Annotated in this window: 8 protein-coding genes; 2 read left to right on the top strand and 6 right to left on the bottom strand. The window is 62.9% G+C overall.

What is annotated here, in order from left to right; genetic code table 11:
* Nucleotides 1–153: 153 nt before the first annotated feature.
* On the top strand, nt 154–3,918 hold the full coding sequence (locus I7X13_RS09975; RefSeq protein ID WP_317191559.1) for a sensor histidine kinase: 3,765 nt from the start codon (nt 154–156) through the stop codon (nt 3,916–3,918).
* A 75-nt stretch (nt 3,919–3,993) separates the two neighbouring features.
* On the top strand, nt 3,994–7,863 hold the full coding sequence (locus tag I7X13_RS09980; RefSeq protein WP_198075354.1) for a hypothetical protein: 3,870 nt from the start codon (nt 3,994–3,996) through the stop codon (nt 7,861–7,863).
* Between the two features lie 154 nt (nt 7,864–8,017).
* On the opposite strand, the gene I7X13_RS09985 is transcribed toward I7X13_RS09980, so the two are convergent.
* The 6 genes from I7X13_RS09985 to I7X13_RS10010 form a co-directional block, all read right to left on the bottom strand.
* Nucleotides 8,018–8,632, bottom strand: a complete 615-nt coding sequence (locus I7X13_RS09985; protein WP_198075355.1) for a 3'-5' exonuclease — start codon at nt 8,630–8,632, stop codon at nt 8,018–8,020.
* Between the two features lie 49 nt (nt 8,633–8,681).
* A complete protein-coding gene (locus I7X13_RS09990) occupies nt 8,682–10,163 on the bottom strand; it encodes a hypothetical protein (RefSeq protein WP_198075356.1) in 1,482 nt (493 codons plus the stop codon).
* A gap of 119 nt (nt 10,164–10,282) precedes the next feature.
* Nucleotides 10,283–12,340, bottom strand: a complete 2,058-nt coding sequence (locus tag I7X13_RS09995; protein ID WP_198075357.1) for a beta-N-acetylhexosaminidase — start codon at nt 12,338–12,340, stop codon at nt 10,283–10,285.
* 101 nt (nt 12,341–12,441) lie between these two features.
* A complete protein-coding gene (locus tag I7X13_RS10000) occupies nt 12,442–13,791 on the bottom strand; it encodes a DUF58 domain-containing protein (protein WP_198075358.1) in 1,350 nt (449 codons plus the stop codon).
* Nucleotides 13,792–13,863: 72 nt separating this feature from the next.
* A complete protein-coding gene (locus I7X13_RS10005; RefSeq protein WP_198075359.1) occupies nt 13,864–14,655 on the bottom strand; it encodes an SDR family NAD(P)-dependent oxidoreductase in 792 nt (263 codons plus the stop codon).
* A 78-nt stretch (nt 14,656–14,733) separates the two neighbouring features.
* On the bottom strand, nt 14,734–15,285 hold the full coding sequence (locus tag I7X13_RS10010) for an NADAR family protein (RefSeq protein WP_198075360.1): 552 nt from the start codon (nt 15,283–15,285) through the stop codon (nt 14,734–14,736).
* Nucleotides 15,286–15,287 lie beyond the last annotated feature (2 nt).

Genomic DNA, 15,287 nt, shown 5'->3' on the forward strand with positions numbered 1-15,287 from the left:
ATTTTCTCTTTTTTGCGTCAGCTTCCTTTTTTTGGCTCATCCGTAAAGCAAGCTTCCTCATGGCGACGACTGCCCTGGCTGTTGCTGCTGTGGGCTGTATTGTGCTTTGTAGGGGGATACCTGGCCAGCCGCTACGCGCAAACCCCGGGCGTTGTGCAACGCACCGATGTAGCCCGCCTGCAGCATTTGGTGCGCAACGCTGAGGCTACGGCCCGCCGGGAGGTCGATACCGTAGCCGCCGAGTTGCCTCGCGGTGGCTACAGCTTTCAAAAGCTGATTGCGCAGACGACGTACCCCACCTGCATATTGGAGAACGGGGCGCTGCGCTATTGGTCCGATGCTACCCTGCGGCCCGAAGCGGAGGCCGCCGGCACCGCTTCCGAGCGACTGGTGGAAACATCCTTGGGGAGTTTTCTGCAACTGCGCCGCCTGGCCGGCCGGTATCTCATTCTGGTTTATCTACCGCTGGAGCGGCACTACGACATCAGCAATCGGTACCTGCGGGAGGGAGGCGAGCAGGCGCTGTTCAGGGGCATGGAGCTAAAGGTAGTAGCAGATAGCGCCGCCGAAGGACCGGCCCGGTTTGATGCGCCCGATGGACATTACCTGTTTTCCATCAGGCGCTTACAACCGAATCCACTCACGGGACAATATGTGCCGCTGGGGCTGCTGGCACTTGGAAGCCTGCTGTATGCCGCGGGGTGGCTGCTACTGGCGTGGCGCTGGTGGGGAGCGGGCCGGCCAATGGCTTCCGTGGTTGCCCTGGTAGTGCCGTTGGTGGTGTTGCGGGCACTGCTGCTGTACCTGGGGTTGCCGTATTCATTCATTGAGTTGCCATTATTCGACCCGCGCGTGTACGCGGCGGCGTGGTGGGCGCCCTCGCTGGGCGACTTGATGCTCGACTCCCTACTGGCTTTGCTGGTAGCTGTGGGAAGCGTGGCCTTATGGCGGCATTTTCAGGTGCCGCTACGGCTGCGGGCACCGCAGACTCTTGGCCGGCAGGTGATGGCCGCAGTACTGGTGGGGGGCGCTTTTTGTGGGTGGCTGGGGCTATTATTCAGCTATTACACTTCGGTCTTTGGCAGTTCTCAGCTGAGCCTCGATGTAAGCCGGAGCGTGCAGATTACGGGATTTTGGGTAGTGCTGGCGCTGGCGGTGCTGCTGCACACGGCCGCATGGCTGGTGGGACTATTCGGCCTGACGCAGCTGGCGGGGGCCCTGTTGCAGCACGTGCCGCGCCGGCTGCTGCTGTTGGCCCCCGCATTGGCTACACTGCCGGTGCTGGGGGCAGGGCTGGCCCTGGGGCAACCGTGGTTGCTGCTCCTGGGCGTTTTGCTGTTGTTCGCCGCGCTGGTGCGGGCCGTGAACCTGCGGGCGATACCGACCACCAGCAACTACCAGTCCTCGGTGCTGCTGGTGCTGCTGCTGGCCCTCACGTCGGCCACCGGGGCGTTAGCGCTGTATTCCCGTTTCGAAAAACAGGTGCTGGTTGATAAGCAACGACTGGCTGGAAATCTTCTGGTTGATAATGATTTTCAGGGAGAATATCTGCTAAGTGAGCAGATGCACAAAATCGCGCGTGACCCGTTTGTGCGGCGGTCGCTCACCGCTGCTTTTGGGCGGCCCGAAGCGGTGCGTGAGCGCATTGCCCGCCAATACCTGAGCGACTACTTCGACAAGTACGAAAGCACCATCACGCTGTATGACGCGGCTGGTGACCCAATAGGCGCCCCCAAAGGCACGCCCAGCCTGCGCGAAGCCCGCGCGGCCACGGCGCGCCAGGCCACGCCCACCGGGCAGGCCGGTGTTTTCCTGGTGAAGTCCGATAACCCTTTTGGCTCGCGGCGCTATGTGGCGCACATCACCGTGCCGGGGCAGCGCGTGAGTGGCATTGGCCTGCCCATTGGGTCGGTGCGGGTGGAGTTAACGCTCAAAAAACTTACCTCCTACAGCGTGCTGCCGGAACTACTGGTGGACCAGAAGTTCTTCGAGCCCGGCCTAGCTACTGAACTGAGCTACGCTGGTTACAACCACGGCCGACTGGTGTACAGCGAAGGCGATTTTGACTACGCCAACCGCCTGCCCACGGCCTTGCTGGCCGAGCCCCGCCTTTATACTACGGGCCTCACACGCAGAGCTTTTCACCATTTTGCCGTGCGCGGGTCGCTGGACCGGACGGTGGTCGTCACTACGGCTACCTACTCGCTTGGCGACTGGCTGGCCAACTTTTCATTTCAGTTTTTGCTGTCGACGTTTTTCTGGCTATTGCTGGGCGGCGTAGGGTTGCTGATACGCGGCCGGGCGTTGCCCCGGCTCAACTTCAGCACGCGCATCCAGCTGCTGCTGAATGTGGGCATTGTGGTGCCGCTGCTGGTGGTGAGCGTGGCCACGGCCAGCCAGCTCATCGATTCCTATAAGCGCGACCTGGCCCGCACCTACGAGCGGCGTGGGCAACTGGCATTGGAAAGCCTGCGCCGTCAGCGCCACTTACTATCCGACAGCACGGCCCGGCCCACCCTGGCCGCGCTGGTCAAGAACGTGGCGGCCCTTACCGAAACCGACCTCAATCTCTACGATGCCCACGGGGAGCTGTTGGCCAGCAGTCAGCCCCTCATTTTCGATGCCGGCCTGCTGGGGCCGCTGGTGAACCCGCAGGCCATGGTGGCGCTGCGCGAGCGCAACCGGCCCCGCGCCCTGCTCACGGAGCGGGCAGGTTCGCTGTCGTTCAATTCCTTATACTTGCCAGTACGGTCAGGTGCGGGCGAAAAAGTGGTGGCCGACTTGGCGGGCCACGCCCTGGGGCATGGGCTGACAGGAGCAACCGCTGATAAGGCAGTGAAATATTCAGTCAACTCGCCATTTGATGACGATGATGGGTCGTCGGCCGACGAAATAGACATGCCGACGGGGCCGATTCTGGGGTATGTGGGCATTCCGTTCTTCGACTCGGAAAAGGCGCTGAATACCAAGCTGACGGAGTTGTTTACAACGATTCTGAACATCTTCACCCTGATGTTTCTGCTGTTTCTGGGGCTGGCGTATGTGGCGGCGCGGCAGCTCACGGCCCCGCTCAAGCTCATTACCGAAAAGCTTACCCAAACCACGCTTACCGGCGAAAACGAATTGCTGGACTACCGCAGCTCCGACGACGAAATCGGCCTGCTGGTGCGCGAGTACAACGCCATGCTTACCAAGCTGGAAGCCAGCAAGCGCGAGCTGGCCGCCCAGGAAAAGGAGGCGGCCTGGCGCGAAATGGCTCGGCAGGTGGCCCACGAAATCAAAAACCCGCTCACGCCGATGAAGCTGAGCCTGCAGTTCCTGCAAAAAGCCATTGCCGAGCGCCGGCCCAACGCCGAGGAGCTTATCGGCCGCATCAGCCAGACGCTCATCACCCAGATTGACGTGCTTAGCGACATTGCCACCAGCTTCAGCACCTTTACCAACCTGCCCACCATGCGCCCCGAACGCTTGGACGTAGCCGCCGTGCTGCGCCGCTGCGCCGGCTTGCACCAGCCCGATACCGACGACGGCGCGCTGGCCCTGCACCTGCCGCCCGATGCTGAAACCGGCCGCTACGTGGTATTTGCCGACGAAAACCTGCTGGTGCGCACCTTCAACAACCTGCTGATAAACGCCCGCCAGGCCGTGCCCGAAGGCCGCGCTCCGCACATCGACGTGAGCCTGGAACCAGTGGACGGCAAAGGCGTGCGGGTAGCCATCCGCGACAACGGCGCGGGTATCCCGGAGGACGTGCGCGAGAAAGTCTTCGTGCCCAATTTCACCACCAAGGCCAGCGGCTCGGGCATTGGGCTGGCGGTGGCCAAGCGCGGCATTGAGAGCGCCGGGGGCAAAATATGGTTTGAAACCGAAGTGGGGGAGGGGACGGACTTTTTTATTGAGCTGCCGCTGGCCGGGTAAAACAGCCCAAGCGCCACCGCGACGGCACGAAATCCCCGGTTCGTGTCGTTACCTGCCAAACCCGACCTTTACCGAATGATTCGTCGTTTACGCCTGTGCTTCCCCCTGGTGGGCCTGCTCGTCGCGGCGCTATTCATGGGTAGGCAAGATGCGCGGGCGCAGGCGCGGTCGTACCCGGCAGGGCCCATCAAAACCGGAGAAGCGCCGCCCAGTACCCGGCGCTGCCGCTGGGTGCGCCTCGCGCCGGGCCGTGATACGACCAGCTTTGCGCTGCCGGATTCGCTCACGGTGGTGCCCTCGTCGGTAGTTATCAACGGGCGCGGCGCGGATTATGACGGGCGCACCGACCGCTACCGCTGGGTGCGCGCCGCGCCGCGTGACAGCAGCGGCGTACCTCGACCCGATTCCATTCTGGTGTGCTACCGGGTGCTGCCGCTGCGCCTCACAGCGGCCCGCTTCCGACGGCCGCGCAGCCTGATGGACAGCCTGGGTTTTCGGCAGGTGATTTCCCGGTTCGAGGATTTCTCGGTAAAGGAGCAGATTCTGAACACACCGGGCGTGAGCAAAACGGGTAATCTGAGCCGGGGCCTAAGCTTTGGCAACACCCAGAACGTGTTTGTGAACTCGGCTCTGAACCTGCAATTGGAGGGACAACTGGCCGAAAATATTCACCTCACGGCCGCTATTTCGGACCAGAACGTGCCCTTCCAGCCTGAGGGCAACACCCAGCAGCTGCAGCAGTTCGACAAAATCTACATCACCCTCACAAACCCCAACTGGAACCTGACGGCCGGCGACGTGGTGCTGCGCAACAAGCCCGACTACTTCCTGCGCTACTACAAAAACATCCAGGGCGCGGCCGTGGAGGCCAACTTCGGTCCGCCGATGGTGGGGCTGAGCGGCTTCGGGGCCGCGCCGGGCGTGGCCAACGCGGTGTTTCTGAACGGCGTGGCGGGGCAGGTGCCGGGCGGGGCGGTCGGGCCGTCGCCGGCTACCCTCAACCCGCCGGCCATCAGCCAGCCCCAACTCACGGACCCCAACCGGCTGCCGGGAGTGGGAAGCGGGGAGCGGGGAGTGAGCACGGTGACGGTGGTCGACGGCGGGGACACTTCCCGCTCCCCGCTCCGCGCTCCCAAAAAGTGGCGCTCGTCGACGTCGGTGGCGGGCGGAGTGGCGAAGGGCAAGTTTGCCAGCATCCAGGTGCCGCCCATCGAGAACGTGCAGGGGCCGTACCGGCTGAACGGGCCGAACGGCGAACAATTCATCATTGTGCTGGCCAATTCGGAGCGGGTGTACCTGGATGGCCGGCTGCAGACCCGGGGCTTCGATGCCGACTACACCATCGACTACAACCTGGCCGAAGTCACGTTTACGCCGCGCCACCTCATCACCCGCAACTCACGCATCCGGATTGATTTCGAGTATTCGGACCTCAACTATTCCCGCTCGCTGGTGGCTGCCAGCCACTACCAGCAGCTGGGCCGCCTGAGCGTGCACGGCAATTTCTACCAGGAAGCCGACAACCCCGACAACGCCCCCAACCTCAACCTGAACGACACGCTGCGCGCTGCTCTGCGCCGGGCCGGCAACGTGGCCGTGGCCACCGCCACCGGCGGCGACTCAGTGGCCTACGACCGCCGCATTGTGCAGTACCACCGCGAGCTGCGGCTGGTGGGCAGCCAGCGTGTGCCGGTGTTCACCTACGTAGGGGCCGATTCGCCGATTGACTCGCTGCGTGGCTCCTACACGGTGCGCTTTACCGACGTGGGGCAGGGCAACGGCGACTACGCGCGCAGCACCAACCCGCGCTTCCTTACCACCAACGGCACCGTGTATGAATACTTGGGGCCGGGTCTGGGCCGTTACCGCCCGGTGCGCCTCATCCCTACGCCGCTGCTGAAGCAGCTGGCGACGGCCGGCCTCAGCTATCAGCTGGACAGCAGCACGACGGTATTCGTGGACGTGGCCCGCTCGCGTCTCGACCGCAACCGCTTCTCCTCGGAGAGCGACCAGGACGGGGCCATGCACGTGGGCTATACCGTGCAGGACCGCCGCCTGCCCGCCGCACTGGCCAACGGGGTTTTGAAGGATTACCGCCTCCGCTCGACGCTGGATTACGAGTACACCGGCAAGCGCTTTTCGCCGATAGACCGCTACCGCGACATTGAATTTGACCGCAACTGGAGCAACGTGAGCACTACGGCCACCACCGGCACTACGCCGGTGGCGCGGGAGGATAATATCTTCAATTTCAGCGTAGGGGCTAATAAGGATGCGAACAACGGAGTGAACTACCGCCTGAGCCGCCGCTTCCGGCCGGGCGAGGTGAACGGCCTGCAGCACTGGCTGGACGCGGCCCAGAAAGTGGGCAACCTGGAGATGCGCGGCTCGCTGTTTCTGCTGAATTCGGATGCCGGGCGCTTCCACTCCAACTGGGCGCGGGGCGAGGCCACGGGGCGCTTCGTGGGCGGCCGCATCGTGCCCGGCTATACCTACCGGTTCGATAAAAACCGCGTCACGTCGGCCACCACCGACACCATTCGCTCGGCCAACTACTTCGATGAGCACGACGTGTTTATCCAGAGCCGCGACTCGGCCCACACCCAGTTCCGCCTCGACTACGCCTACCGCCGCGACCAAACCCCCAACCGCGAGCAAACCGCTCTGCAACGGCGCGGCACCGCCCAAACCTGGCAGGGCACGCTGGCTTCGCGCCTGGGCAAAACCCAGGACATTCGGGTGCTGGGCACCTACCGCGACCTCGACTCCCTGGGCCTGGCCCGCAACCGCACGGTGCTGGGCCAGGTGTTCTACAACGCCGGCCTGCTCCAAAACCAGATTCGCTCCGAGCTGAACTACAGCGTGGCCACCGGCCGCGAGCTCAAGCGCGACTACTCGTTTCTGGCCGTGCCGGCCGGGCAGGGCACGCACTACTACGCCGGCGACCTCAACGGCAACGGCCGCGAGGACAAAGACGAGTTTTTTGAGGCCCAGACGCCGGATGCGCAGTACCGTACCTACATCAAAGTGTACCTGCCCACCACCGACTACATCACGGCTTTTACCAACCGGCTGGCCTACCGCCTCACCACGGCCGCCCCGCGCGGCTGGCGCGAAGCCGGCGGCTGGCGGGCGGTGGCCTCGCGCTTCGCCACGCTCACGAGCATTACCGTGGACCGTCGCACCACCGACCCGTCGGTGCTCAAGCGCCTCAGCCCCTTCAGCTTCGACAAGGAGGATGCCCAGCTGCTGGCGTTTAATCAGCTGTTTCGGAATACGCTGTATTTCAACCGGTCGAATCCGATTTTCGGGGCTGAATTCACGGTGCAGCAGACGCAGCAGAAGACGCTGCTGGCGCAAGGGTCCGATTTGCGCAACCTCACCACCCAGAGCCTGCTGCTACGCCGCACGCTGGCCACCTCGTTCACGGGCCGCCTCACGGGCTCGCGCGACATCCGCGAAGCCACCAGCAGCTACCTGCTGGCCCGCAACTACCGCCTGCTGATTTATACCGTTCAGCCCGAAATCAGCTACCAGCCCACGCCCGTACTGCGCCTTACGGGTACTTACGCGCACACCTTCAAGCAAAACACGCTCGATGCGCCCTTGCCCACGCTGCCCACGCCCACCCCGGCCGAAACGCACCCCGGCCTCTTTGATGATTTGGGCCTCGAAGCTCGCCTGAGTCAGGTGAGCAAGCGCACCATTTCGGCCGCCACGCACTACACCCGCGTGCAATTCGACGCGGACCCCACCGCCCTCAACTCCGTGGTGGCCATCGAAATCCTCAACGCCCTGCGCCCCGGCAGCAACTTCACCTGGAACCTGAACGTGGAGCAGCGCCTCAGCAACGGCCTCAACATCACGCTGGCCTACGACGGCCGCAAAGCCAGCAACCTCAACACCGTGCACACCGGGCGCATGCAGGTGGCGGTGCTGTTTTAAGAGCTGTTTGGGTTAATTATCGTCTGGTGTAGAGACGCATATTTGCGTGTCGTCGGCCGCACCGTTACCGCAATTTCTGTTCAACGACGAGACGCAAATATGCGTCTCTACACCAGATGGCTGCTATGGTTGAAGGTCTGTTAATACCGAAAGCCTAGCGAGCCAGCGCCACGCGCTGCTTGGCGGCCCGCGCCGCCAGCCCGGCCGTGAGCTCGCGCTGCTTGAAGCACAGCGGCAGCGCAGTGCCCGAGCGGAAAGCGCGCACCGTGATTTCGGCGCAGGCGCGGGCGTCGCTCAGCGCGTCGTGGTGGCTGAGTGGGATGCCGAACTGCCCGGCCACGTGGTCGAGCTTGTGGCGCTCGAAGTGGGGCCAGCACACCTTGGCCAGCTTCACCGAGCACAGCGCGTGGAAGGCGGGAATGGGCAGGTCGAAATCGCGGCAGCTGTATTCGAGCACGCTCACGTCGAAGGCCGAATTGTGGGCCGCCACGGGCTGCCGGTGCAGGTAGGGCAGGAGCTGGGGCCACACGTCGGCCAGGGTAGGGGCATCGTATAGCTCGGCTTCCGAAATGCCGTGCACCTGCTGGTTGCGCCAGTCTACGCGCAGCACGCGGGGGCGCAGCAGCGTGGCGTAGGTTTCCACAATCTGGCCGCCGCGCACCCGCACCACGCCCACGGCACAGGCGCTGTCGCGGCGTTCGTTGGCAGTTTCAAAGTCGATGGCCGTGAAGTCGAGGTTGGCCAACGCCTGAGTAATTTCTCCTTGCATAATAGGCAAGTTAGCCGCAATTGGGCTAATCTGAGCTATTGGCCCGGGGCTATTGGGCGGCGGGCAACGGTGGGGCAGCCGCATCGCAGCACACGTCGGGCACCTCAAAGTAGCGCTCCATTACACCATTAATATTGCCCGCGCAACCAGGTGTGAGGTCAATATCAAACTCAAGTTCTGAACTGAACTGGTGCAGTGGAGCCAGCACCCGGCCGTAGCGCAGGCGCAGCGGTGGCAGCGTGACTTGTGGGGTGCCGGCGCGGTGCGCCGCTCGCAACGCGGCAAAACGGGCCTGCATCTGGGCATCAAATGGGGCGGCACTGGTGGTTAGCTCTCGCCATGCTTCGGACACATGCCCGGCCCCAATGAGGCCAATGAAAAGCAACGATAACAGGAATTGAAACAGCTTTTGCCGATGCTTGCCCGCGGCAGCCATCGGCAGAAACTGCAGCCCTACTAGCCACCCCAGCCCGGCCGTGGACAGTAGCAGCACAAGCATGATTTCGTTCTGGGCGCGGGGCAGCGGCGGCCCTACCACGAGGTGCCGGAACAGCAAAAAGCCAATAAAATTCAGCAGGCTAAACCCTGCCAATACTGTTGCCCATTGCCGGCGAGAAAGCAGAACCATCGTTTGGCTATCAATCAATTGTTGGCGGCCAAGCCACAGCCCGGCCACTCCGGCCGCCAGCACGCTAAATTCAGTTAGCGGCTTGCTCAGAAACAGCAGCATCGAATAAGCAGCGCGCGGCCCAAGCACCAGCCAGCGGTAGGCGTGGTAAGGGTCGGCGGGCGGAGCCATGGCGGCTACGCGGGCCCAGTTGCCGGGAGCCACAGCCGCCAGTGCAACGGCCGCCGCCCCGATGCCGAGCCACAGCAGCAGCTTGGGCCGGGCCGTTTGGGGCAAAGCGAAAGCCAACAGCGCCAGTACGGGCACGGCCTGCACCAGCGTCAGCTCGTTGCCGGTGAGGGCCAGCACCAGCGGCAGGCAGGCCAGGCCCGCGTAGCGCCACCGCGTGGCTTCCGGACCCCAGACTGCGCGTAGGGCCAATGCTGTGAAATTCAGCAGCCCCATCAACGGCAATTGGTAGGCCACGATGCCGCAAAACCAATACAGGAACGAGAATGGCGACGGCGCGGCGTTGCAAAACAGCGCCAGCAACAGCCCCGCTGCCCATAGCGCCCGGCCCCAGGAGTACGCGCGTCGCAAAACCGTGTGCCCCAGCACCTGTAGCAAATGCGCCAAGCTGGCCCATTGAGCCAAAAAAGCCGCTGCCGCTACTACTTTCACCCCGCCCAGCCAGCCGTAGGCCACGGGGTTCAGCACCGTCATGATGAAGGTGGTGGTGAAGCGCCCGGTCCAGGTTTGAAACAGCCACAACTGCACGCCCCAAGTGCCGTGCTCCCGCATCCAATAGCCGTTGCGGAAGTCGTCGAAAAACGGCTGATTGAACGCGGTGAGCAGTAGGAAGGGCAGCAGGGCCAGGATGATGCCTAGGCGCGGAAGAAGCTGACGTAACAGAGAACTAGGCAAAGTAAGAATGGTGTAGCGCCGCAGACTTGCGGCTCGTCGGTCGCGCCGTCAGGACGGGTCCAGTGTCGCCGTTCAACCGAAGGTCAGCGAAGCTAACGATGAGCCGCAAAGATGCGCTGCTACAGCCCGACCAGCTTGCGGGCGGCTTTCACCACGGCCAATTCGGCCTGGCCGGCGGGGGCCTGTGCGGCATCCAGCGTGGCGCGAGTGGCGGCCAGCCACGCCAGGGAGGGAACCTGACCGGTTTGCAGCTGCGTGAGGCGCTCCAGCACCACGGTAGCCACGGCGGCCAGCCGGGTGGAGAGCGGGCCGTATTCCGTCAGGCTGGGGTTAGCGGCGAGCAGGGGTTGGAGCAGTACATCGTTGACCTGCCAGCGTACGGCCTGAGCCCGCAGCGTGCCCAGCTGGCGCAGCGAGGCCGGCAGCCAATTAGGCGAAGCGGGCTTGAACGCCACCACACTGTCCACCAGCACGCCGAAGCGGCGGGCCACATCCGACTCGGCCGGCGCGGCATCTACCAAGCGGTTGAGCGGGGTGGCGGTGGTGTAGTTGAAGCCCTGGAAATTGCGTTTATATTCCTTCACCGGCTCAATAACTTCGGCCAGGGTGCGCAGCGGAACCACGTTGCTGGTGCCAGCCATCTGCTTCAGCAGCAGTTCGGGCACGCGGCGGTGGCGCAGGCCCAGCGTTTCGAGCTGCGGGGACAATACATTCAGCCGGCGGTACATATCCGCCACGCTCTGAGTCGCAGCCTGCGGCGACCACAGCCGCTCGGCCACGGCGGCCGCCCGGGGCCAGATGCGCGAGTCGAGTACGACCGAATCGGCGTATTCGGCCCACATAGCCGCCTCGCCACCCAGCACCAGCTTCTGCTCGGCGGCCGTGAGGGGCGTGTCGGGCGGCAGCGGGTCGGTGAGGTAGGAACTGGCCGCGCTGAGGTTCAAATCGATGTAATAACCACTCGAAAGCAGCACCGGGTGGCCAAGTTTTGCAGCATCGTTCAGGCCCTTTTTGCCCCGCCAGCTTTGGATGACGGCTTCTTTTGGTAAGTCGGGGCCGAGAATTTCATCCCAGCCAATCATGGTTTTGCCACGCTGTTGCAGCATCACCATCACGCGGCGGTTGAAATAAGTTTGCAATTGGTGCTTGTCTACGGTTTTGCCGTCTGCCTTCACCATTTTGTGGGCCTGCATCCAGGCCACGATGCGCGGGGTGCGCCGCCAGTTGCGGCCGTCGTTTTCGTCGCCGCCGGCGTGGAAATACGGGTCCGGAAACAGCGTCGTCATCTCCGTCAGCAGCGAATCCAGGAAGGTGTAGGTGGTTTCGCGGGTCGGGTCGATGGCCACGTTGGTGGTGCGCCAGCGGGTGTAGGGGGCGTAAGTCGAATCGGCCGATTTCAGGCGCGGGTAGGCCACAATCCAGCTGGTGGTGTGACTGGGCATGTCGAACTCCGGCACCACGCGGATGCCGCGCGCCGCCGCGTAAGCCACCACCTCGCGTACCTCGGCTTGGGTATAAAACAGCCCATCGGTGCTGCCCACCGTCTGCAAACGCGGAAAAACCTTGCTTTCGATGCGAAAGCCCTGGTCATCGGTGAGGTGCCAGTGTAGTACGTTCAGCTTCACGGCCGCCATGCCGTCGAGGTTGCGCTTGATGACGGCCACGGGCATAAAGTGCCTCGCCGCGTCAATCAGGAGCCCGCGCCAGGCAAAGCGCGGCTGGTCCCGGATGTCGACTTCGGGCAGATAGCGGCCTTTCTTATCGGTGCGCGGCAATTGCTCCAGCGTGGCCAGTGCCCGCAGCACGCCCAGGCTGGTGGGGGCGTCGATGCTCACGCCCATTGGCGTCACGCGCAGCGAATACCGCTCTTCGTCAAACAGCTCGGGCCGGCCCACGCGGCCGTAGCGGATTTGCAGCGTGGCCAGCCCCGCCGTTTTCGTGGCCAGCGATAGGCGGTTGATGGTACGGCCCACCGCGTCCGCCACCGCCGGGTCTACCTGAGCTGGCAACAGCGGTTTCAGCGACGTTTTTAACAGTAGATGACCCTGGCCGTAATTGGCTTCGGCAGGCAGCGGTAGTAATGCAGACGCGGTTTGAGCCGCCGCCGGGCGCGTCAGCAGCCCCAGCAGTAGCACCAGCCATTTCCCCCATTTCGGCGCTTTCCCAGTTTTTGGCATCGTGTTCAGTTAGAGTTGAATTGCCCGTTAACTACAAATTGCTGTCCACAACCGGAAGTAAGCGCACGCTGGAATCCGTAAAATCCGAGCCAACCCGTGGTCTATATCAGGCCGCGGGCTTTGAATTCCAGATACTTATTGATGGTGTTGGCTGTCAAATCCTTCGGTGCAGTCAGCAGCGAATAAATGCCGTAACGCTGCAGCTCGAGCACAATCTGGCGCTTTTCCTGGGCAAATTTCTCGGCGATGGTCTGGTTGTACACGTCCTCCGTCGACCCGGCCGGGGCTTCGAGGAAGGCCCGCAACTCGGTGTTTTCGAAGAACACGACCAGCAGCAGGTGGTCCTTGGCCAGGCGGCGCAGGTAGGGCAATTGGCGCTGCATGCCGTGCAGCGTTTCAAAATTGGTGAACAAAATCAGCAGGCTGCGCTGCTTGATTTTGGCTCGCACCGTGGCGTAGAGCAACTCGAAGTCGGTTTCGAGGTACTTGGTTTTCTGGCGGTAAAGAATTTCCAGGAGCTTCAGCAGGTGGCCGGGGCGGCGGTCGGCGGCCAGCGCGGCACCGGGGCGGTTCGAGAAGGTGAGTAGCCCGGCTTTGTCGTGCTTGAGCAGCGCAATGTTGCTGACTACCAACGTAGCATTGATAGAGTAGTCGAGCAGGCTCAGCCCATCAAACGGCATGCGCATCACGCGGCCTTTGTCGATGAGGCAGTACACCTGCTGGGCGCGCTCGTCTTGGAAGTGGTTCACCACCAGCGCATCATCGGTTCCGGTACCAGTGCGGCGGGCGGTGGCTTTCCAGTTCAGGCTGCGTGGGTCGTCGCCGGCCACGTAGGGCCGGATTTGCTCGAACTCCATGCTGTGGCCCACGCGCCGGATGCGCTTCACGCCCACCTCCGTGAGGCGGTTGTGGATGGCCAGCAGCTCGTACTGTCGCATTTGCAGGAAGGACGGGTAAACAGGAACCACCTTGCCCTGCTCGTAGCGAAACCGCCGCCGCACCAGCCCCAGCGGCGAAGCGGCGTAAATATTCAGCGCCCCAAACTCGTACTCGCCGCGCTTGGTGGGCCGCAGCTGGTAATCAATAATCTGCGTTTCGCCGGATTTGATGGCCGTTTTGAACAGCACATCGCGCCGTTGAAACTGGTGCGGAATCTCGTCAATCGTCTCGGTCTGGATGGGAAACCGGTAGCGGTTTTCGAGGTAAATCCGCACGTCATTATCCGAGCCGTTGGCCAGCTTCTCACCGAGCACCCGCCGCCCGAATACCGGCGCGGTCTGCCCTTTCACGGGCGCATACAGCAGCAGCGCATCAAGCAAGGCCAGCACCACAAACAGGCCCAGCACGATTTTTATCGGCCCGAGCAGCCAGGGCAGGAAAAAGGCCACCACGAAGCCGACTGCAATGGCCGCCAGCGCTTGAAAGAAACGGGAGGTAAGAAATAGCGTCAAGGGTAACGGCGTGAAGGGAAAGGCAATATTCGGCAATTTCACACCAACCTGCGGCGCGCTATAAAGTCCACGCTACACCGCGCTGCGCACGATGCCGCCGTCCACGCGCAGGGCCGCGCCGTTGATGGCCCCGGCCAGCGGACTGGCCACAAACACGGCAAAATCGGCAATTTCCTTGGGCTGGATGAGGCGACCGATAAGCGAGGTGGGCCGGTTTTCGGCCATGAAGCGGCGCTCGGCGGCGGCGTAGTCGGCTTCGTGGGGAAATACCTGGCGGATGAATTCTTCCACGCCGGGCGTGTGCGTCGAGCCGGGCATCAGCGTGTTCACCGTCACGGCGGTGCCCTTGGTGAGCTCGGCCAGGCTGCGCGAAATGGAGAGCTGCATGAGTTTGGTGGCGCTGTAGTGGGCCATTTCGGGGGCCGGGTTCAGGGCCGATTCGCTGCTGATGAACAGGATGCGGCCGGTGTTGCGGGTCAGCATGCCGCGCAGGTAGTGGCGGCTCAGGCGTACGCCGCTCATCATGTTCACCTCAAACAGCCGCTGCCAGGCTTCGTCGGTGGCGTCGAAGAAATCGGTGGCTTCGTAGATGCCCAGGTTGTTGATGAGCACGTCCACCTCGGGGTATTGCTGGATGGTGCGCTCAGTGCCTTCCGCGGTGCCGTTGTCGGCAGCTAGGGGCAGCAGCTGCGCATTTGGGGACTCCTGTTGCAACTCGGCAACGGCCTGGGTCACGCTGGCCTCGGAGCGGCCGTTGATGATGACTTTGGCGCCTTCGCGGGCGAAAGCGCGGGCCATTTCCAGGCCAATGCCGCCGGTGGAAGCGGTGATGAGAACGGTTTTATCGGTGAGTTGAACGTCCATGATGCGGCGAGTGGGAGAGTGAATCAGCCGGTTGAAATGCGGACTGAATAATGGATAACCCGCAACGGCGGCTCCCGGTTATTGCCGCCGCAATTCGTCCCGCACCGCCATCAGCGCAAAGCCTAACAGATTCGGTTCCAACCAGCGACTGGGATTAGCGGCGTCGGCCGCGTCGGCCGCCAGCCCAATGCCCCAGATGGTATCCACCGGACTGGCTTCGACGAGCACCCGGTCGTTGGTGGAAAGCAGGAATTTCGCCAGCTCCGAATGCTGCCCGAACTTGTGCAGGTTGCCCGCAATCACGATTTCAACCTTGCGTGCTTCCCATATCTCAGGGTCAAAATTCTGGATTTCGCGGCCCAGCTTCTTGGCTTCGGCCGGGCTTTTGGCGGCCAGAATTTGGTCCAGGGTCTTATCGTCATTGAACAGCCGCGCCTTTTCAGCCATCATCCAGTGCTCCGTGGACCGGTAGGTGATGCCGGCCACCACAAAATCGGCTGGCCACCACTGGCTCAGGCACGATTTGGTGATGGTGCCGTCCTTGCTGGGCTGGTTGCCCCAGAAAAACAGGTACTTGACACGGGCATCCTGCGTCAGCTGGTCAAGCAGCCATTCGGTAGAGTATTTCATGC

It is taken from the genome of Hymenobacter negativus, assembly GCF_016056375.1.
Taxonomy (GTDB): domain Bacteria; phylum Bacteroidota; class Bacteroidia; order Cytophagales; family Hymenobacteraceae; genus Hymenobacter; species Hymenobacter negativus_A.

What these genes read in the sequence shown, in the direction of transcription:
- I7X13_RS09980 (WP_198075354.1), top strand. Translation starts at nt 3,994, where the DNA reads ATGATTCGTCGTTTACGCCTGTGCTTCCCCCTGGTGGGCCTGCTCGTC.
- I7X13_RS09985 (WP_198075355.1), bottom strand. Translation starts at nt 8,632, where the DNA reads ATGCAAGGAGAAATTACTCAGGCGTTGGCCAACCTCGACTTCACGGCC.
- I7X13_RS09995 (WP_198075357.1), bottom strand. Translation starts at nt 12,340, where the DNA reads ATGCCAAAAACTGGGAAAGCGCCGAAATGGGGGAAATGGCTGGTGCTA.
- I7X13_RS10005 (WP_198075359.1), bottom strand. Translation starts at nt 14,655, where the DNA reads ATGGACGTTCAACTCACCGATAAAACCGTTCTCATCACCGCTTCCACC.
- I7X13_RS10010 (WP_198075360.1), bottom strand. Translation starts at nt 15,285, where the DNA reads ATGAAATACTCTACCGAATGGCTGCTTGACCAGCTGACGCAGGATGCC.